At 40.4% G+C, this 20,794-nt stretch carries 11 protein-coding genes; 3 read left to right on the top strand and 8 right to left on the bottom strand.

Going from position 1 to position 20,794, the window contains the following annotated elements; genetic code table 11:
- Window positions 1–18: 18 nt before the first annotated feature.
- The 3 genes from AC012T_RS03960 to AC012T_RS03950 all read left to right on the top strand — a co-directional run bounded on the left by AC012T_RS03960 (window position 19) and on the right by AC012T_RS03950 (window position 3,418).
- Complete coding sequence (locus AC012T_RS03960; protein ID WP_487063299.1) at window positions 19–1,035, top strand: ABC transporter substrate-binding protein; 1,017 nt, start codon at window positions 19–21, stop codon at window positions 1,033–1,035.
- On the top strand, window positions 1,032–2,033 hold the full coding sequence (locus AC012T_RS03955; RefSeq protein WP_487063297.1) for a ferredoxin family protein: 1,002 nt from the start codon (window positions 1,032–1,034) through the stop codon (window positions 2,031–2,033). Before AC012T_RS03960 ends, AC012T_RS03955 begins: the two co-directional genes overlap by 4 nt.
- A 98-nt stretch (window positions 2,034–2,131) precedes the next feature.
- Window positions 2,132–3,418 carry an MFS transporter gene (locus AC012T_RS03950; protein ID WP_487063295.1) on the top strand — a complete coding sequence of 429 codons (1,287 nt, stop codon included), beginning with the start codon at window positions 2,132–2,134 and terminating at the stop codon, window positions 3,416–3,418.
- A 34-nt stretch (window positions 3,419–3,452) separates the two neighbouring features.
- Here the strand turns inward: AC012T_RS03950 and AC012T_RS03945 are convergent, their stop codons facing one another.
- From AC012T_RS03945 to AC012T_RS03910, 8 genes are all read right to left on the bottom strand, one after another.
- Entirely contained in the window at window positions 3,453–4,826 is a 1,374-nt protein-coding gene (locus tag AC012T_RS03945; protein ID WP_487063293.1) for a pyridoxal phosphate-dependent decarboxylase family protein, read from the bottom strand.
- A 17-nt stretch (window positions 4,827–4,843) separates the two neighbouring features.
- Entirely contained in the window at window positions 4,844–5,431 is a 588-nt protein-coding gene (locus tag AC012T_RS03940) for a siderophore biosynthesis protein (protein ID WP_487063291.1), read from the bottom strand.
- Window positions 5,428–5,901: a hypothetical protein gene (locus AC012T_RS03935; RefSeq protein WP_487063289.1), complete on the bottom strand. Its 474-nt coding sequence runs from the start codon at window positions 5,899–5,901 to the stop codon at window positions 5,428–5,430. The genes AC012T_RS03940 and AC012T_RS03935 overlap by 4 nt, the downstream gene beginning before the upstream one ends.
- A gap of 190 nt (window positions 5,902–6,091) precedes the next feature.
- Complete coding sequence (locus tag AC012T_RS03930) at window positions 6,092–7,480, bottom strand: aspartate aminotransferase family protein (protein ID WP_487066426.1); 1,389 nt, start codon at window positions 7,478–7,480, stop codon at window positions 6,092–6,094.
- Between the two features lie 68 nt (window positions 7,481–7,548).
- Window positions 7,549–8,424, bottom strand: coding sequence for a class I SAM-dependent DNA methyltransferase (locus AC012T_RS03925; protein ID WP_487063287.1), 876 nt, complete (start codon window positions 8,422–8,424; stop codon window positions 7,549–7,551).
- A gap of 88 nt (window positions 8,425–8,512) precedes the next feature.
- Window positions 8,513–13,075, bottom strand: coding sequence for an amino acid adenylation domain-containing protein (locus AC012T_RS03920; protein ID WP_487063285.1), 4,563 nt, complete (start codon window positions 13,073–13,075; stop codon window positions 8,513–8,515).
- Window positions 13,072–16,497, bottom strand: a complete 3,426-nt coding sequence (locus AC012T_RS03915) for a non-ribosomal peptide synthetase (protein WP_487063283.1) — start codon at window positions 16,495–16,497, stop codon at window positions 13,072–13,074. Before AC012T_RS03915 ends, AC012T_RS03920 begins: the two co-directional genes overlap by 4 nt.
- Entirely contained in the window at window positions 16,494–20,768 is a 4,275-nt protein-coding gene (locus tag AC012T_RS03910) for a type I polyketide synthase (protein WP_487063281.1), read from the bottom strand. Before AC012T_RS03910 ends, AC012T_RS03915 begins: the two co-directional genes overlap by 4 nt.
- Window positions 20,769–20,794 lie beyond the last annotated feature (26 nt).

The raw sequence follows: 20,794 nt of genomic DNA, 5'->3' as shown, positions 1-20,794 counted from the left end.
AAGCTGTTTGTGCTGGCTATGATTACCACTTACATGATTACAGCCTGTGGGAATCAGGTTGTTCAACATTCTGCCAACAAACAGTTTTCTTCCCCAAGTGAATGTCAAGTTATTAAACATGAAATGGGGGAAACCAAGATTTGCGATCGCCCTCAAAAAATTGTGGTATTTGGCCCATATATCCTGGAACTTTTACTTGCTCTTGATGTTCAGCCAGCAGGATTTGCTGACCAACTTCCATTTCATCAGGGTGACTATAACAATCCTAGTCAACAAATTCCCTATTTGGGAGAGCGAATAACTGGTCAGCCAATTAATGTAGGTCTTGCTTACAGTCCTTCTATTGAGGCATTACTTAAAATTAAACCTGATTTAATTTTAGGTACTGAAGCTAACACAACTCAGTATGAAATGCTCTCCAAAATCGCACCAACGCTGTTATTAAAATGGTTTGACGCGAAATCTAATCTGCGATTAATTGCTCAAGTTTTAGGACGTTCCGCTCAGGCAGAACAAATACTAGCTAATAATGACCAGCGATTAGCTATTGCCAAGAAAGCATTCTCTCCCATTGTTGCGGCTCATCCTCAAGTGCTGATTCTAGTCTCTGCGGGTCAGTCGCTTCAGCAACAACTGCGTTTTCCCAATACTAAGAGTTTTTGTACTTCTCTGGTTGCTAATCTGGGATTTCAATCGCTACTTCCTAAAAGTTTGGCTCAGTCAAATGAGAGTCTCCCCCCGCCACTTTCTATAGAAACGTTGCCCCAATTCAACGATGCAGACTTAATTATCTTGCTAGGAGCTAACTTTAGCGATTTTCATCAGATCAGTGGTCAGAATTACTTTGATCCTCAAGTGAAAAAGCTCAAGCAACAGTGGTCAGAAAATGCGATCGCTCAATCTATGACAGCGAGTAAGGAGGGTCGAGTATATTTCATCCCCGGTTATCTTTGTCTAGGATTGCCAGGGACAATTGGTACGGAACTTTACCTCAATGAACTACAAAAACAACTACTCAACCCACCAGGAAAATGACAACTCCAAAACTCTTATCCGATTGTCAATTTTGCTCTGTTGTTTCCAAAAATAACGGTGAAGACCCTATTGGTACAGCGAATACAGCCGATACTTGGTTAGTTGTGGAAGCCACACTACCCTGGACGGAAGAACGCTTGCACAGCGATCCAATTCTCAGCCCAATTCACGATTTATTTCATGAAGTGGAAAATCGGCACATCCCAGTTATGCCAATTGCGATCGCACCTGACCGAGAGTATTCTATCCCCGGATATGTCCGCGCTCTACTTTACAAACGCCCTACAACAAATTTTGCTGAGTTTGAAAAGCAAGAATTTTTGATCCCTGAAAGTCACATCGGTCAGTTTACTACCGGTTTTTTAGAACACCCCAATAACCTAGATCAATTTCAACCATACCAACAGCCTCAAAATCACATTCGTGAAATTCTGGTTTGTACCCACGGGAATGTAGACGTTGCTTGCTCTCGGTTCGGCTATCCTATTTATCAAAAGCTACGCCAGGAGTATGCCACTGCATCTGCTGGAAATTTGCGAGTCTGGCGCTGTTCTCACATTAGTGGTCATCAATTTGCACCGACTCTGTTTGACCTGCCCACAGGACAATTTTGGGGACATATTGAACCAGATATTTTAGATGCCTTAGTTTGGCGTAACACCCCAGTTAAACAACTGCGTCAGTTTTATCGGGGTTGGTCAGGAATGACAAAATTTGAGCAAATAGTCGAGCGCGAGATTTGGATGCAGCATGGCTGGGAATGGCTTGGATATCACAAATCTGGTCAAGTATTAGCTCAAGATACAACAAACGATGAGGGAAATGCAGATTGGGCAGAAGTTCGCATTGATTTCACCTCTCCAGATCACAGCAGCCAAGGTAGTTATTTAGCAAGAGTGGAAACTTGTGGTCAAGTAATGACCGCTTTTAATTCTGGCGAAGAACAACCTTTAGAAGCTGTGAAACAGTATGCCATTAAGCAACTGATTACTGTGTAATACCATTTCACAAACAGCTGGATACAAACCATTAGTGTTTAATTCTTGCCCCCTGCCTGATTAGTAGCCCATTCTCTATATTTGCCGTGCGTACCTTCATGATTATTTGGTGCGGTCAGATCGTCTCTGCGATCGGCAGCGCCATGACTCGCTTTGCTCTGACTATTTGGGTTTGGCAATTAACTGGAGAGGCGACAACTATAGCCTTATTTAGTTTCTTTTACCAACTCCCACTCATATTTGTCTCTTTATTTGCTGGAGTTCTCGTAGACCGTTATCGCCGTAAATATCTAATAATTTTGGGCGACACCATCGCCATTCTCTGTACCATCATTATTGGATTGCTCTACGCTACTAACAATTTACAAATTTGGCATCTTTACTTGCTAGTTGCCATATCTGGTTGCTTTGGACATATCCAAAATCTGGCCTATTCTGCTTCTATTCCTTTGCTGGTTCCAAAACAGCATTACTCTCGTGCTAGTAGTATGATTACCTTGGTTGTTCATGCTTCAGCAATTTTTGCTCCAGCCTTAGCTGGTAGTCTTTATCCATCCATCGGTTTATTAGGCATTATTATTATTGATATTGCTACCTTTGCCACTGCCACAGTAACAGTTATTTTGCTCTCCATACCTCAACCTGCTAGTACAGAGACAAGCACTAAAGCAGAGGAAACAATTTGGCAACAGTTAGCATTTGGTTTTCGCTACATCCTGTCACGACCTAGTTTATCTGGTATGACGATCGCATTCTCGCTTTTTTGGTTCGCTCACCAATTAGCGGAAACTATCTTTCAACCCATGATTCTCGCCCGTACAGGTGGTAACACCGAGATTTTAGGTGTGGTTATGACTGCGGCTGGAGTGGGTGGCGTGGTTGGCGGCTCATTTTTAAGTATTTGGGGAGGATTTAAGCGGCGAATTAACGGGATGCTGCTGGGTTTTATTGGTACTGGCTTGAGCAAAATTTTATTAGGTATAGGTCAAATACCATTAATTTGGATTGGTACTAGTTTTTGTTCTGCGCTCAACCTTCCCCTGTTATTTAGTTCCAGTAGTGCTATCTGGTATGCCAAAGTTGAGCCAAGTATCCAAGGGCGGGTTTTTGCTGCTGACCATACAATGGGCATGATTATTGGTACAGTTGCTAGTTTAATTGCTGGCCCACTAGCTGACAAAGTTTTTGAACCAGCGATGAAACCAGGCGGAATTTTAGCATCTACATTGAGTCCCATATTTGGTACAGAAACTGGTAGTGGTATGGCTTTTTTGTATGTAATTACTTCATTATGTGTTGTGTCAGTTGGGATTGGCGGTTATTTTTTTCCAAAACTGCGGAATGCGGAAGATATTCTGCCTGATCATGATGCTGGTGTTTCTTGAGGAGTATTAGGAGTTAGGAGGCAGGAGTCAGGAGTCAGGAGTTCGGAGTCAGAAGTTCAGGAGTTAGTATTTGGTTGTTTACCTGCTGCAATAATTGCCAGATATCCTCTACCCAGTCAAGGTGTTCTGGTTTGATTAAGCATGAACGCAGACAAGTCAGGTGGTCTTGGTCAGGCTCAATTTCTGGATGGGCATCAATAAAAAATTCTATGGGAAGATGAGCGATCGCTAAATGCAGATTTTTTTTAGCTGCTTCAGTAAAAATATCTTTCGCCATTTGGGAAGCAACACTAGCACTCTTCGCTCTGGGAGTCCAAACTAGGATATCTAGTTCTGGTGCGAAGGGTATAACAAATCTGCCATCAGCTTGAATTTTTTGCTGCAAAGCTAGTGCAGCCGTTCTCGATTTACTCAGTTCAGTCGCAAATTCTCCTTCCCTAGTATAAGGAAGCAAACGCTGTGTAGCCCAAAGTGCCACAGCCGCAGCCCCAGGTCGAGAACATTCCAAGCTAATTTCCCCTAGATGCAACTCATCTGAAGTGAAATAAGTAAAAGGACACTCATGTTTATAAAAAGCCCCTACAGTGGGGTCGGAGAAAATCACACAACCACAACCGTAGGGTTGAAGACCATGTTTATGAGGGTCAATTACCAGAGAATCAACCTCAGACAGACAATTAAAAGCAGTTCTAGTGGCATCAGCGAGGTTATTTGCCAAAGTAAAATAACCACCATAGGCAGCATCAGCATGGATGCGAAAATCGTAATGCGATCGCAACTTCAAAATAGCTGGTAGAGGGTCAACAGCCCCAGTTGCAGTAGTACCCATTGTGACCACAACAGTACCAATATCACCAGCTTGGAGTAGAGTTTCCAGAGCATTAACATCCATTCGACCAAAGCGATCGCTCTTAACAGCCGCAAAAGGCAGACCCAACACCCCACAAATTCGTTCATGTGTATAGTGTGATTGCTGGGAAGCGACAATTTTTAAACCAGGCTTGACCTTTCCAGACACCCATAAAGCTTCCAAATTAGCGATCGTTCCACCACCACAAAGATGTCCCAGATGAGTTTCCCATCCAAACATCTGAGCAATTTCCTTAACCGCCTCTTTTTCCATGAAAGTACTAGCTCGTCCTCCATCTAACGCATGATTATTCGGATTAATCCACATTGACAGCATATAAGCCAAACGAGCCATAGGATGAGGCGGTTTTAGCATTTGTCCCACATATAATGGATGAGGATAGGGAAAGTTATCATGCATCCGCGTCGCCACTGCCAACAAAACAGTCCGTATAGCATCTAATTGGCATGGAGAATCGAATTCCGGCATTCCTTGAAAACCCAATTCCAATTCCTCAAGTGCCTCAAACAGTAATTTCAAACTTTCTTTTTCTAGCATCAATTTCAAAATACTGATTAATTTGCTTTTTCATGTTGATGGAACGGACAACCAGCAGATACTTTAAAATTCGGATCAATCAACCGCCAGCGATTTTGAGAAAATCTATCTAATACATCCGCAGCAGTACTATTGTCACATCTTAAGCTACCAGCTTCACCACCACCAAATTTCTCACAAACAGCTTTATGGGACTTGGCCAAACTAAAATAAGCAGCGACTAATTTGTGGTGTTGAGGCTCAAGATCAGCGGGTAATCGTTCAAACACCGGTCGGAGTCTTTTCCATATCTTCACCAACCAAGAATGCTCCCAAGACATAAGTCCACTAAAATCATTAGATTGAACATAAGGAGGAGCCATTGTCGGACGGACTTGACTTTCATACTCTTTTCTACTAAAACTGCCAGCAAGCTCCATCGCTGCCCCTGATGCCATCATCAATTCAGCCGCCGTTTCTAACTCAATTTGTGCCTCTGGAATATTGCCTAATGCCAGATTCATTTCAAACCGACTCAAACAAATAATCAAACCTTGAGTATTAATAAAAAATGACCAATGAAATCCTTCCCAAATTTGTTGCGGATGATTTTTAATATCAATCATGAAATTTTCTCCAGACATAAACTAAAAACTCTTGATAACAAATATGTATAAGTTTCAAATCCTTTCTTTTGCATTTCTATATGAATAGGGTCGAAATCATCAAAATTTTGACTGAGTTCCAGAAAATTTCTATACGCTAAAAGTAAACTCCTCACCAGACAGATAGCAGGTTCCTGAGTTTGTATATGCTTCACACCAAAATAATTATCAAAGTCTTCCACCTCAACAGTTTTTAAGGAAGTCTCTGTAGAAGATATCTCTGCTGTAATTACATTTGTTATTTCCAAGTTTGCCAATGCTTGATTAACAGTAATAAGTGCTTCTTGAACTCCAGGTTGTTTGAGAGCCAGTAACAACTGATTAAGTGCTGCGTATAACTTAATTTTATCAACTTCATTGAGTTCCTGCTCAATTGGTAAATCCCAAGGAACAAGTAAATGTAGTTGGACAGAAAAATTATTTTTGGTCATATCAGGGCAGAATTTATATTAGGGTTGATGCATTGATAGCCCTATTGACCGGAAAAAGGACTGAGTTAGGACTTACGCAAATATCACACCAGAAAGTAATGTATCAAAAACTTTGAGCTCCCCTTTGTTAAGGGTTAGGGGAGATCAATAAGTGCCTAACGTCACAGCCAGAAACTTTTAAAACAACCTCTTAGGGGAAAAACCCTGCTGATTGGATTTCATTGATGCTATCTTTCATTGCCTGCACAATATAATCAACATCTTCATCTGTATGAGATGTGGATAAGAAACCCCCGCCCTCACCTCGCAGCAAAACTCCTCTATCAAATAGGTGATAGCGTAATAAATTCAGACCCCCCATAAAAGAGGAAATTTCTGCACCTGAAAATTCTGCTAAAAAAAATGGTCCAAAAAATGAGCCAAAATTAGCCATACGGATAGGTAAATGTTTAGCTGCAAAAAAGATATTTAGTCGTTCTACATATTGTGTAGTGCGTTGATTTAATTCTGCTTGTAAAGAAGATCCTTGCAATTTTAAATAGTTAAGAACTGCTCTGGCCGCAGCTATAGATAATGGATGCTTACAGTGAGTACCAGCAAAAAATGTCCTTTCTACTTCTGGGAAAGAAGCATCGCCATAATTCCACATACCACCATCAATTTTATCCATGTAAATAGCTTTGCCAGCAATCACACCAATCGGCATTCCCCCACCAACAACTTTACCGTAAGTTGCTATATCTGCCTCTACACCAAACCAAGCCTGAGCGCCGCCCAAATGCAAGCGGAAACCAGTTATCATCTCATCAAAAATTAAAGTTATTCCTGATTTTTGTGTTAGTTGTCTGAGTTGTTGTAGAAATTCTTTAGGCTGTAAATCTGGACGGCGTGTTTGTACAGGTTCAACCAAGACAGCTGCTAATTCATCTTGATAAGCTTTGATAATCTCTAATGACTGAGAACTCCCATAATCTAAAATCAAGACATCTTCAATCATACCTGGCAAAACTCCAGGTGCTACAGGTACTGCATGAGAATTTTCAGGAGTTTGGGCTTGAGCTAGAGTGCCATCAAAATGACCATGATAAGCACCGGAAAAGATAGCAATTTTGCTACGCTTTGTAGCCGCTCTAGCCAAACGAATTGCTGTCATTACAGCTTCTGTACCTGTGTTACTAAAAGCTACCCTCTCCATCCCTGTTATTTCACTAATTAATTGAGCTAATTCCCCAACTAGTTCAGATTGGGGTCCTAGGGGTATTCCTTTCTCCAGTTGCTCTATAATTGCTGCTTGAATAAACGTTGGATTATGACCCAAAAGATTGGAGCCAAATCCCATGATTATATCTACATATTCATTGCCATCAATATCCCAAATGCGAGAACCTTTAGCTTTTGTGCCAACAGTTAAATAACACATTTCTTTTGTGGACAAATTAAACCATTCGGGAACTCTGGGATCAGCTAGTACCGAACGATAGGCTTGTCCCATCTGCTTTGAAGTTTTTGTTCGTTTAGTGTAACGCTCAATTAATGCTGCCAAATGTTGCTGTTGCAGGTTTTGTGTTTCTACTTGCATCATAGTACTATCCTTGTGGTTATTTAAAGTGAAAAAATTCTAGTATCAAAGTTGAAATCATCCTGAAACTATTGATTTATCAATGCTTTAGATTTATGAGCCACAAAATAGCCATATTTATTCTCTTTCTCACTGGCAAAACCAAAATAGTTATAAACTTTAATATTGGTAAAACCAACTTCTGATAATGCTGATTTTATTTCTGCTTGAGAATAGGGATGCACAGAAAAAGTAATGTCATAATGCTCCCATTGATTAGCTAGTATTTGTAATAATAATGAAGGTTTTACAAAACGCAAAAAGTTATTGTAAACAGAGCGTTTTGTCTGCTGTACAATTGAGTCAATGAGTGTAGAATTTTTATCTAATTGACCATGTTTTTTTTGAAAAACGGTGATAGTGAACGTACCTGTTTTAGTTTCAGAATTATAGGTTTCGCCAACGCTCCAAGCATAATTCTCTTGAAGTTCACCATCATTAACGGGTATATTACGATATCGGTTTTCTAAACCTAAATCAAAAAAGAATATGGTGTTTTCCTTCATGGCTGCATATACATTGTGGAAAACAGATTTAAGTTCTTCAAGACTCATGATATGATTAAGAGCCGAATCAGTACAAATAACTGCATCAAAGGTATTTGGTAATTCAAATAAGCGGGCATCACCTAAAATGAATTTAGCATTAGGTGCATTCTTGCGAGCATAGTTCAACATTTTTTCTGAGCCATCCAGTCCAGTGAGTCGATAACCCTTGAGAATTAGTGTTTGTGTTAATTGTCCAGTACCACAACAAAGGTCGAGAATTTGTCCTTCTACAGGAAGATGTGGTAAGACTAATTGTTTCAGTTTTGGGAGCAATCGACGAGAGGATAGATGTGCTTCCGATTCGTCATATAACCAAGCCCAGGGGTCGTAATCTGTGTAGCGCATTTGTGAATTCATCAAATATATTCCTTAAGTGAAGTTAGATAAAAAACAAACAATTGATTTCTCATTGCATCTGGAGCGTGAGACAAAAAATATCTAAATTCTAATGAACCGATATAGAAGCGAGAAAACCATGATCAATGAGATATGAGATGTAGGTATTTAGCAACCTTTCATCAATAGGTGGACAGGTAATAGATGTACCTGTAAGTCCATCGAGTGTATTTTGACAATCAAATTTTAAAACCGTGTTATCCGTGGTTTTAGCTGGAGAGAATCTGCTGGGAAAAAGTGAAACCAAGGGATATAAAGCGTGTTCGGGTGAATTTTCGGCTATATTCAGTAGTTGTGTATGCCATTGGTCGTAACAAACTTGCTGAATAGAGTATCCAAGCGATCGCATTTTTTCAAATAGTACACTTGAACAAACAGGTTGAGGATGAACGAAGTGAAAAGCCTGATTCCAGGACGCTGATTGCTTTGATAAATGCACAATAGCCTGACTGGTATAATCTACCGGAATTATATCCAGCAGCATCATTCCCTGATCTGGAATACTCCCTAACTGCACACAACCGATAATTAACCTGTACAAAAAGTCATTGACATTAAACACACCCGTTTGGCTGTGTCCTGATATGCGTCCCAGTCGATAAATACAAACAGGAAGACCCCGCAAACCAGCTTCAGTCACTAATTTTTCAGCAACCCATTTACTTTGGTTATAGCCACCCAAAGGCAACTGGCCATCATCAATATCATCCTCTTCTCGGACTACTTTCACACCAGCATCACCCACCGCAGAGAAAACGCTGGTAGCAGACATGAAATGAACAGGTTTAGTTTTCACCTCACAAGCTAACCTCAAAACTTCTTGAGTTCCCAAAACATTGGTAGTCTTCAGTAACGAGTAAGGAGAAGCATGATTTACCCAAGCGCCATTATGATAAATCACATCAATGCACTCAGCCATCTTGTGAAACTCTGCTTCACCAACACCCAAAAAAGGCTGTGATAAATCTCCAAGCACAGGAATAACTCGATGACTATAATCTTCATCCCCAAGTAAATAAGACTCCAAGCATTTTTGTAGCTTTTCCCTAGCTGACTCCCGATCTTTACCCCGCACTAAACAATAAATAACTGCCGATGTTTGTTGCAGGAGTTCATACAGTAAAAAAGCCCCCAGAAAACCCGTTCCTCCAGTTAATAAAATAGAATTAACTTCACAGTTTTGGGTAACTACATTTGGAGGATAAATTGTCGAATCTAAAACAGCATCAGCCCTCAGCAGTGCTAAAGTTTTACCGCTATCTTTAGGTACAATACCCCTAATTTGGATATTTTCAATCCGTTCAGCCAAACCTGCCACAGTCGGCACTTCAAACAGATCAATCACCGTTAACTCTACCTGAAAAGCCTTGAACAACCGAGCAATTAATTGTGTTGCCAGTAATGAATGTCCTCCCAACTCAAAGAAATCATCATCAACACCCACCTGTTCAACCCGAAGCACCTGAGCAAAAATTTCAGCTAAAATCGACTCTATTGGGGTACGAGGAGCAACATACACTGCATCTAACTCAGGTCGAATCGTCTCAGGTACTGGTAATGCCCGACGGTCTACTTTACCATTAGGATTCAATGGTAAACTTGGCAAGATTACGAAAACCGCAGGAACCATATACTTGGGCAAAGTTTTTTCAATGAAGCGGCGTAAATCACTGGTAGTAGGAATAGTTTTTGACTCAGGAACAACATAAGCCACCAGACGTTTTTCACTAAGATGATCCTGAACTACAACCACAGTTTCTCGGACTGCTGGGTGTTGGGAAAGCAACACTTCAACCTCTCCCAGTTCAATGCGAAAACCACGAATTTTAACTTGATGATCGACACGACCAAGAAGCTTGATGTTACCATCTTTGAGATAACAACCTAAATCCCCAGTTTTGTAAAGACGGCTACCTGGTTGATGATTAAAAGGGTTAGAAATGAAAACTTCCGCAGTTTTTTCGGAAAGGTTGAGATAACCCCGTGCCAAACCAACTCCACCAATGTATACTTCACCCACAACTCCCACAGGGACAAGTTGATGTTGGCTATCTAAAATATACAACTGCTTATTGGCAGCAGGACGAATAGTAGGCGATATTTGACCCCCATTACCACATTCCACCATACTGGCGTTTACCGTCGTTTCAGTGGGGCCATAGGCGTTAATAAATAGTCGCCCCTTTGACCATTGTTCAATCATTTCTACAGAAGGCGCTTCTCCCCCTACTAACACCATTTGCAACGCTGGTAAATCTTCAGGCGTTAAAGCTGCTAGTGCTGATGGCAGTATGGTGATATGGGTGATAGCTTGTTCACGCAATAACCGCATTAAGGGTATTCCTGGTTGTAACTCCTCTGGCGTTGCCAAGTGGAGGGCTGCACCAGAACCAAGCGCCATAACTATTTCGGGGATAGAAGCATCAAAACTGAAAGAGAAAAACTGGAGGACGCGACTATCAGGTTTGACACGACAAGCGCGAATTTTGTCTTGGGTTAAGTTTACTAATCCCTCATGATTAACCAACACACCCTTGGGATTTCCCGTAGAACCAGAGGTGTAAATTAGATAAGCTAGGTTTTTGGTTATGACGTTACTTACTGGGTTTTCATCACTGTATTGACTAATTTTTTCCCAGTTTGCATCTAAGGAAATTATTTGTCCTGAATAATCAGGTAGTCTGGTAACTAAATTCTGAGTTGTCAATAAAATCGGGATTTGGGAATCTGACAACATGAAAGCCAAGCGTTCTTGGGGGTATGCTGGATCTAAGGGTAGATAAGCCCCACCAGCTTTGAGAATTCCCAATAATGCTACGATCATTTCTAGCGATCGCTCTACACAAATTCCCACAATAGTCTCAGGTACTACACCCAGCTTTTGCAAGTATTGTCCCAGTTGATTAGCCCGTTGATTTAACTGCCGATAAGTTAAATATTGCTCCCCAAAAACCACTGCAACTGCATCTGGAGTTTGTGCAACTTGGGCTGCAAATAACTCATGGAAGCACAAATCTGGTGGATAATCGGTTTGCGTATCATTCCACTCCACCAACAACTGATGCTGTTCAGATATCGTCAGTAAAGGTAATTCCCCAATTCGCTGTTCTGGATCATGAACAATACCCAAAACCAAAGTTTGAAAATGTTCCACCATGCGGGAAATAGTGACATCATCAAACAAATCTGTATTGTATTCAAATACCCCCGTCAATCCGGCGGAAGTTTCACGCATATCTAGAATTAGATCTAACTTAGCAGTAGAGTTTGTTTGGGGTAAAGGAGTAATAGTTAAATGGGGAAGTCTGATATCTAAATCAGGGGTATTTTGTAACACAAACATCGTCTGAAACAGAGGATTGTAGCTCAAATCCCGCTCAGGTTGTAACTCCTCTATCAATTTTTCAAAAGGCAAATCTTGATGATCGTAAGCTTCCCAAGTCACCTGTCGCACCCGACCGAGTAATTCCCAAAAAGTTGGGTTGCCAGAAAGGTCAGTACGCAACACCAAAGTATTGACGAAAAAGCCAATCAATCCTTCAATTTCCACCCGATTCCGGTTAGCAATAGGTGAACCAACCAATAAATCTACTTGAGAAGTGTAACGGTAAAGTAAGACCTTAAATACCGTTAGCAGAGTCATAAAAAGAGTAACTTCTTTCTTTTGACTCAGAACTTTCAGCGCTTCAGTCAGTTCAAAAGATAAACAAAAAGATTTACTCGCACCCCGGAAAGTCTGAACTCTGGGACGGGGGCGGTCTGTGGGCAATTGTAATATTGGTAAATTACCGCCAAGTTGTTGTTTCCAGTAAGTAAGTTGAGCCGATAGTACATCACCCTGTAACCACTGACGCTGCCAATTAGCAAAGTCAGCATATTGGATAGATAATTCTGCAAGTGGCGAGGGTTTTCCATCACAGAAAGCTGTATACAAGTCCTTTAATTCCTTCAGAAACACCCCAATAGACCAGGCATCAGAGATAATGTGGTGCATAGTCAACAGCACTACATACTCAGCCTCATCTAGATACAAAATAGTAATTCGCAGCAGTGGATCTTGAGCTAAATTAAAAGGTTTTTGGGCTTCCTCACTAGCTAAATGTAAAACTTCAATTTCTCGCTCCCCTTGACTCAAATCTCGCAGATTTACAACTGGCAGCACCCTGGGAGAAAATTGGTTAATTACCTGGAATGGCTGGCCGTCTAAAGCCTGGAAATTAGTACGCAGCACTTCATGACGACGGATGATTTCGTTACAGCTTTGTTCAAAAGCAGGTAAATTCAATAAACCAACCATACGCACCGCAGCAGGTATGTTGTAAAAGGAACTATTCTGTTCCATTTGGTCGATGAACCAAAGCCGTTGTTGAGCAAAAGATAAGGAGATATTTTTGGTTTGAGAAATGGGAAAAATAAACTGAGTTTGTGAATTAAAAGTTAATTCTGCTTGGGCTAGAAATTCCAAAATTTCGGCTTTGCGTTCAGAAATCTGACTGCTGAGGCTTGGTGTCAATACTTCCTCTGGAGCATTACAACGTAATCGTTGATCTTCTACCCAAAGTGTTACGTCCAAACTATAAAGATAAGATAAAAATTCATCAATAGTTTTCATAATTCAATTTCCTTTCGACCTGGCTGCATAATAGAGGAAGACCGCGAAACTTGGGTGAGAGCTAAACGCATTGTTTCTATCCGTTCTGCTAAACTAGCTATAGTTGGTCGCTCAAACAAACTCCGTAACGGCAACTCCAGTTTGAATGCCTCACGCAACCGAGAAATAACCTTGGTTGCTAATAGAGAATGTCCTCCCAAAGCAAAAAAGTTGTCATGAATGCTGACTTTTTCTAGTTTTAAAACATCGACATAGGTAGCAGCCAATATTTCCTCTATAGATGTACGTGGTGGAACAAAAACAACTTCACTATTTCTGAGAAATGTATCGGGTATAGGTAAAGCTTTGCGGTTAACTTTGCCATTAGGTGTTAATGGTAATGCCTCAAGAGTGACAAACGCATTGGGTATCATGTAATCTGGCAGTCTCAATTCTAAAAAATGCCGCAATTGAGCAATTATTAACTCTTGTTCGGAGTGGGGAACTAGATATGCTACCAAACGTTGAAAATCTGCTTCATCTGAGTGAACTATAACTACAGATTCTCGCACATCTGGATATTGACTAAGAACTGATTCAATTTCTCCTAATTCAATCCGAAAACCGCGAATTTTAACTTGATAATCAACACGACCAATATATTCAATCTCACCATTAGATAAATATCGAGCCAGATCACCAGTTTTATAAAGACGACTATCTAATTCCTCACTAAAAGGATTGGGAATAAATTTCTCTTTGGTCAAATCTGGACGATTTAAATAACCTCTAGCCAGTCCAACCCCACCAATATGTAATTCCCCAGGTACACCCACAGGAGTAGGTTTTCCTTGAGCATCGAGAATATAAATTTGGGTATTGCTAATGGGGCGACCAATAGGCACAAATGGCAATTGACTATGAGGCTGACATTGCCAAAAAGTTACATCAATTGCTGCTTCTGTCGGTCCATATAAGTTATGTAATTCAGCATTCAAACGGGCAAAAAAGCGGTCTTGTAAAGTTTTAGATAAAGCTTCTCCACTACAAATTACCCGTTTTAGAAAACTACAAGTTTCTAACCCTGACTCGTCTAAAAATACTTGCAGCATCGAAGGTACAAAATGCACCGTTGTGATTTGCTCTTGAGCAATTAATTGAACTAAATAGGCGCTATCTTGATGTCCTCCCGGTTGAGCAATAACCAATTTTGCTCCGGTGATTAATGTCCAGAAAAACTCCCAAACTGAAACATCAAAACTGAAAGGAGTCTTTTGTAAAACTCGGTCTTGTGGTGTTAATTGATAGGTTTCTTGCATCCACAACAAACGATTACACAGCCCTTTATGGGTGTTCATTGTCCCCTTGGGTTTACCTGTGGAGCCGGAGGTATAGATAATGTAAATTAAGTTTTCACTAGTAACATTGCTAGTGGGATTGTGTGGACTGTGAAGGGTGATTTTATCCCAGTCTGTATCCAAACAAATAACTTGGGCTGAATGAATGGGTAGTGTGTTTAGTAGTGATGCTTGAGTGAGTAAAATGGGAACTTGGGCATCTGCCAACATGAAGGCAATCCGCTCTGGGGGATAGGCAGGATCTAAGGGAACATAAGCTCCTCCGGCTTTGAGAATAGCCAACAGTCCCACAACCATTTCCAGGGAACGTTCTACACAAATACCGACTAATGTTTCTGGTTTGACACCCAGTTTTTGTAAATAATGTGCTAACTGATTGGCTTTGGTATTGAGTTCTCTATAGGTTAATTGCTCATTTTCAAAGACCAATGCAACTGCATCTGGTGTTCGTTCTACTTGCTGTTCAAATAACTGATGAATACAAGTTTGTTGGGGATAATCTATTTGAGTTTGATTCCACTGCTGCAATTGCAGATATTCTACGGGAGTTAGTAAAGGTAAATCAGATAAACATTGGTCAGGATGAGCGACAATGCCAGCGAATAAAGTCTGAAAATGCGCGATGAGTCGAGCGATTGTCTGCTCATCAAATAGGTCTGTTTTGTACTCGACTCTACCGACCAAACCCGAGTCTTGTTGGGTGAATTCCATTGTCAAATCAAACTGTGAGGTGTGAGTATCTACCCGTGAAGACTGGACAATTAAATCCCCAAGGTGAATATCCTTGGTATCAAAAGCATTTTGCAGGATAAACATCACTTGAAACAATGGCGAGTAACTTAAGTCTCGTGTCGGTTGTAATTCCTCTACTAGCTTTTCAAATGGTAAGTCTTGGTGAGCATAAGCACTTAATGCCATAGCCCGGACTCGGTTTAATAGTTCCCGAAAGCTGGGATTACCGGATAAATCAGTCCGCATTAATAAGGTATTGACAAAACAACCTATTAAACCTTCGCTTTGCCTATGATTGCGGTTGGCAATGGGTGAGCCGACGAGGATATCTGTTTGCTGGGTGTAGCGGTGCAGTAAGGTGTTAAATCCTGCCAACAGCAACATAAACAGGGTAACTCCGGTGTTTTGCGCTAGAGTTTGAAGTGCGCTGGTGAGATTGTGGTCTAAGGTGAAGGATTGGCTTTTGCCGATAAAGGTTTGTAATGGTGGTCGTGGTCGATCGCTCGGCAATTGTAAGAATGTGTTCGCTCCTTGTAATTGCTGTTTCCAGTAGGATAGTTGTTGTGCTAGATATTCTCCTTGCAGTTGCTGTCTTTGCCAAGCCGCAAAGTCTGCGTACTGGATGGTTAACTTTGCCAATGATGGGTTTTTTCCTTGGCTCAAGGCTGTATAAATAGCGTTTAGTTCTCGAAAAAATACTCCTAATGACCACCCATCTGATATTGTGTGGTGCATGACAATCTGCAATAAATACTCAGTTTGTCCTAGTTGTAATAATGTGCATCGCCATAATAAATCTTTGGCTAGGTCAAAAGGTCGCCGAGCTTCTTGGATAATTAGTTGCTCTATTTTTTCTATTTGGTTGCCTTGGGAGAGCGATCGCCTGTCTAGCAATGGCAAGGTAAAATTGACAGTTGGTGAAATAACCTGGATTCCTTGTCCGTTGATATTCCCCAAGGTAGTACGCAGGATTTCATGACGTTGGATGATTTCCCTAATGCTTTGTTCGAGGATAGGAACTTGCAGCGCACCGCTAATTTTTAATGTGCCAGATAAGTTATAAGTTGCATTTGTGTCTTCAATTTGGCTAATTAACCAAATTCTTTGCTGGGCAAAAGATAGAGGTATTTCTGTATCCCGTGGTACAGGTTGAATAGACTCTAGATGGGAACTGTGGGCTAAGTTCGTGGTTTCCAAAAATTGAATTATTTCGGCTTTATGCTCGCGTATCTGAGCTAAAAATTCCAAAGAAATTACTTGTTTCGGGACACTATAACGTAACTCATGACCCTGAACCCAGAGTTTAACGTCTAAACGAACACATTCAGATAATAACTGATTAATATTTTTCATAATATTCCTTCCTCCCGATCGCCAAATATAGAATTTGCCCCTAGCTGGAGTGTTTGACTAAGTAAGCGCTGATTCTCTATGTATAGTGATATATCTGCTATAGTAGGTGTTTCATATATACTGTTTGCAGGCAAATTGATTTGGAGTTTTTGCCGCAGTCGAGAAATAACTTGAGTCGCTAGTAAAGAATGTGCGCCTATCTCAAAAAAGTTGTCATATATACCTACTTTCTCTATTCCCAACAGTTCTTGCCAAATATCAGCCAGTGTTTGTTCAATTTCATTTCTGGGAGCAACATAAGCATTTTGCAGATTTGCTCTGGCATGGAGTGACTGTGAATTATTTATTTTGTAATAATGCTCTACTGTCGAAAAATCTTGTTGCATCCAGCGCTTAATTCTAGTTTGTAAATCTCCAGTTGAGACAATAATTTGAGGAAAATCTCCACCAGATAAAATCCGTTGAAAAGCCTGAATTCCTTCTTCAGGTAACATGGTAAATTCTGCTAAAGTTCCCCCTATTTGACTGTCATCTCTCACTTTCCATGTGTCCCAATTGACACTGAGCCAAGGAATGGAGTTGCTATCAGCATATTGATGGGCAAAAGTATCCATGAATATATTAGCGGCTGAATAGGCCACATAACCTAACCCTCCTAAAATTGAAGAGAGCGAAGATAATAATAAGCAAAAATCAAGTTTGTGTCCCTGCAAAACTTTTTTTAATACCAAAAGTCCATTGACTTTAGGTGATAGCTGCTGTTGACAAATGGTTTTATCTATCTTGCCAATAGCACTCGAAAAAGTTTCTCCAAAATTTCCAGCAGCATGAATTACGCCATGAAGTTGAGCAAATTGATTAGCAATTTGGTAGAACAGTTTTTGCATATCATCAAGGTTGGCTACATCAGCATTGATAACTAAAACTTCAGATCCCATTTCTTCAAGTTCCTGAAGTTTTTGAATTTTGCAGCTGATACTATCTTGAGCGTCGTGAGTTGTTAGCCATTGCCTCCACTCATGTTTGGATGGAAAAGCCGAACGACCGATTAAAATGAGTTTTGCTTGTACAGTTTTAGCTAAATATTCGGCTATAACTAATCCAATTTTCCCAAGTCCTCCGGTAATTAGATATACTCCTCCTTGCCTTAATTTATGTATTGGTCTAGAATGAGTTTTTAATTGAATTTTTTCAAAAATTTGCACCCAACGATGATTTTTTCTATAAGCAATAAATCGGTCATCAGATTGAGTTGTAATTTCTGTAAATATTTGGTTAGTCAGTTGTGGAGAAATGGGTAAGCTAATATCAATGCTGCGACAGATGATATTTGCATATTCTTGAGGAATGACATTAATAGTTCCTAATAAAGTTGCTTTTGCTGGGCATAAAATTTCTTCTCCATTGACATCATATAAGTTGTTAGCTACAACTAAAATTTGTACCTCATTGACTAGGTTATGTTTTGTTAATGCCTGTGTGAGAAAGAGCAGGCTGTAAAAGCCTAAATTTTGAATTTTTTCGCTGATTTCTAATTCTAGATTGGTATTAGTATCTGGTGTAACACTCCATAAATGCACGATCTTATTGGGCAGCTTATTTTGATCTTTCAGTTCATTGATTAACGCTTGATAACCATGACTTTGTTCAGGATTGAGGGTATATGCACGTAACCCTTGGTCGCTTAATTTGTCAAATTCCGTTCCAATTTGAACTGTGATTACATCGTGACCTTGCTGTTGTAGTCGTTCTACTAATTGCCAACCCAAGCCGCATTCATCCAAAAAAACCAAATAGCTAGACTGCTGTGGTGCTAACTCTTCATACTGGGTTGTCAGTATAGATTGTTTCCATAAAGGTAAATAAAACCAATCAGCAATATCTGACTTTTTCACCTTTGATATTGGTGTTTGCGGTTCAATCCAATAACGCTGACGCTCAAAGGGATAAGTAGGCAAAGGCAGACGCTGACGGCGTTCATGAGCATAAAATCCTGACCAGTCTACGGATGCCCCAGCTAACCATAACTGACCTAAGGTATTCAGTAAAGATGCGGCTGCTGATTGATCCTCGCCTACTGAAGATAGCACCACTTGTTGAGCAGATTTAGCCGGATGCTGTTTGACTAAGGTACTCAAAGTATTTCCTATGCCTACCTCCAGCAGAATTTGTCCCGGTTGTTGGCATAACTCTTGTAAACCTGCGTGAAAATTGACACCTTTCCCTAAATGTTTTGACCAGTAATCGGGATTTGTTGCTTCTTGGGTAGTTATCCAAGTTCCAGTCAAATTAGAGATGTAGGGAATTTGTGGTGGTTGCAGGTGAATTTCGGCGATTTTTTCCCTATTTGCGACTAATTTTAAAGCGTCTTTCAGGGAAAATACTCCGGCTAAAGTTGCAGCAACATATTCTCCCATCCCATACCCAATCATGGCTACAGGGTGTATTCCCCAGGATATCCATAATTGAGCTAAAGCATATTCAATCACAAATAATCCTATTTCTGGGGATTTTTCGGCATAGAGAACTTGACGCAGATCAATTCCTAAATCAGGTTGGAGCAGTTCACAGCAGATATCAATATGCTGACGAAATGTGGGTTCCACTTGGTAGAGTTCTTTGGTCATGTTCACATATTGCGTACCCTGACCTGGGAACATGAAGATAACTGGCCGTTCTTGTGATGCCTGAAATTGGCTGAACACTGTTGAGGAATCTTTTGATTTAAGTGCTTTGACGGCTGCGTCCAGGTTTTGAGATACTACTATACAGCGATCGCTAAAGGCTTGACGACCAATACTCAGGGTGTAAGCAATATCAGCCAAGTTGAGTTCTTGATGCTGTTCTAAATATTCAGCCAGATTAGCGGTGGCTGTATCAACGGCTGTAGCAGTTTTAGCGGAGATAACTAGCAACTGCCAAGGGCGTGATTTTCCTGGCATTGCTGGTTCAGGAGCTTCTTCTAAAACAATATGGGCATTCGTACCACCAACACCAAAAGAACTCACACCAGCGCGACGAGGACTATCCTCAGTGTTCCATGCTGATAGTTTGCTATTGACGTAGAAGGGACTATTGGCAAAATCAATTTGCGGATTAGGTTGCTCAAAATGCAAACTAGGGGGAATCATCTTGTATTTGAGTGCCAAGATGGTTTTGATTAAACCTGCTATCCCAGCAGCTGCATTCAGATGTCCCACATTAGTTTTGACTGAACCAATGGCACAGTAACCTTTATTTTGGGTACTAGCACGAAAAGCTTTAGTAAGAGCGGCAATTTCAATCGGATCTCCCATTGGAGTCCCAGTCCCGTGAGCTTCAATATAACTAATAGTTTCTGGATTTAACCCTGCATTCGCTAAGGCTTCAGCAATTACCTCTGCCTGTCCTTCTACACTAGGTGCTGTATAACTGACTTTTAATGAGCCATCATTATTAATAGCCGAGCCTTTGATCACTGCATGAATGCGATCGCCATCTCTCAAGGCTTCTTCTAACCGCTTTAAAACTACAATGCCAACTCCACTACCAAACAGTGTTCCCTGGGCTTTGGCATCAAAGGCTCGACAGTGACCGTCTGGGGAAAGGATGCCACCCTCTTGATAAAAATAACCCGCTTTATGTGGCAAACTGATGGCAATTGCACCCGCTAAGGCAATATCTACTTCATAATTGAGTAAACTTTGGCAGGCTAAATGGGTCGCTACTAATGAGGTAGAACAAGCAGTTTGAATATTAATTCCTGGGCCTTTTAAATTTAATTTATAACAAACTTTTGTAGGCAAATAATCTTTATCATTTGCTAGTAATAAATTTCCCATTTCATGGTCATCTATATAATTCTCTTGAGAAATTTTTCCTAGTGAATAATTATTAAAAATTCCCCCTGCATAAACACCAATTAATCCCTGATAATTCTCTGTTACATAACCAGAATCTTCTATCGCTTCCCAAGCAGTTTCTAAAAATATCCGTTGTTGCGGATCAATTAACTCTGCTTCTGCTGGATTATAACCAAAAAAGGCAGCATCAAAAAATTCTATATCTTCTAAAACAGGTCTAGATTTGACATAATTATCTTTGCTAAATAATGATGAAGATATACCAGATGCTGCGAGAGTTTCCTGAGAAAGTTGAGATATAGACTCTACCCCATTCACTAAATTATCCCAGAATTGAGCAACATTTTTTGCCCCTGGAAACCGACAAGACATACCAATAACGGCTATATCTGTATCCCTAAATTTATCATCAGAATTACTTGTTTCCATTTTGAAATAAAGCCTCAGATTTTTAA

It is taken from the genome of Anabaena sp. EIM26, assembly GCF_057568715.1.
The sequence above is the reverse complement of the archived record's forward strand: the minus strand, read 5'-3'. Positions and strand labels throughout refer to the sequence as shown.

Bases quoted from the DNA above. Each gene is read 5' to 3' on its own strand.
- AC012T_RS03935 (WP_487063289.1), bottom strand. From the start codon at position 5,901: ATGACCAAAAATAATTTTTCTGTCCAACTACATTTACTTGTTCCTTGG.
- AC012T_RS03920 (WP_487063285.1), bottom strand. From the start codon at position 13,075: ATGAAAACTATTGATGAATTTTTATCTTATCTTTATAGTTTGGACGTA.
- AC012T_RS03925 (WP_487063287.1), bottom strand. From the start codon at position 8,424: ATGAATTCACAAATGCGCTACACAGATTACGACCCCTGGGCTTGGTTA.
- AC012T_RS03960 (WP_487063299.1), top strand. From the start codon at position 19: ATGATTACCACTTACATGATTACAGCCTGTGGGAATCAGGTTGTTCAA.
- AC012T_RS03910 (WP_487063281.1), bottom strand. From the start codon at position 20,768: ATGGAAACAAGTAATTCTGATGATAAATTTAGGGATACAGATATAGCC.
- AC012T_RS03915 (WP_487063283.1), bottom strand. From the start codon at position 16,497: ATGAAAAATATTAATCAGTTATTATCTGAATGTGTTCGTTTAGACGTT.
- AC012T_RS03930 (WP_487066426.1), bottom strand. From the start codon at position 7,480: ATGCAAGTAGAAACACAAAACCTGCAACAGCAACATTTGGCAGCATTA.
- AC012T_RS03950 (WP_487063295.1), top strand. From the start codon at position 2,132: ATGATTATTTGGTGCGGTCAGATCGTCTCTGCGATCGGCAGCGCCATG.
- AC012T_RS03940 (WP_487063291.1), bottom strand. From the start codon at position 5,431: ATGATTGATATTAAAAATCATCCGCAACAAATTTGGGAAGGATTTCAT.
- AC012T_RS03955 (WP_487063297.1), top strand. From the start codon at position 1,032: ATGACAACTCCAAAACTCTTATCCGATTGTCAATTTTGCTCTGTTGTT.
- AC012T_RS03945 (WP_487063293.1), bottom strand. From the start codon at position 4,826: ATGCTAGAAAAAGAAAGTTTGAAATTACTGTTTGAGGCACTTGAGGAA.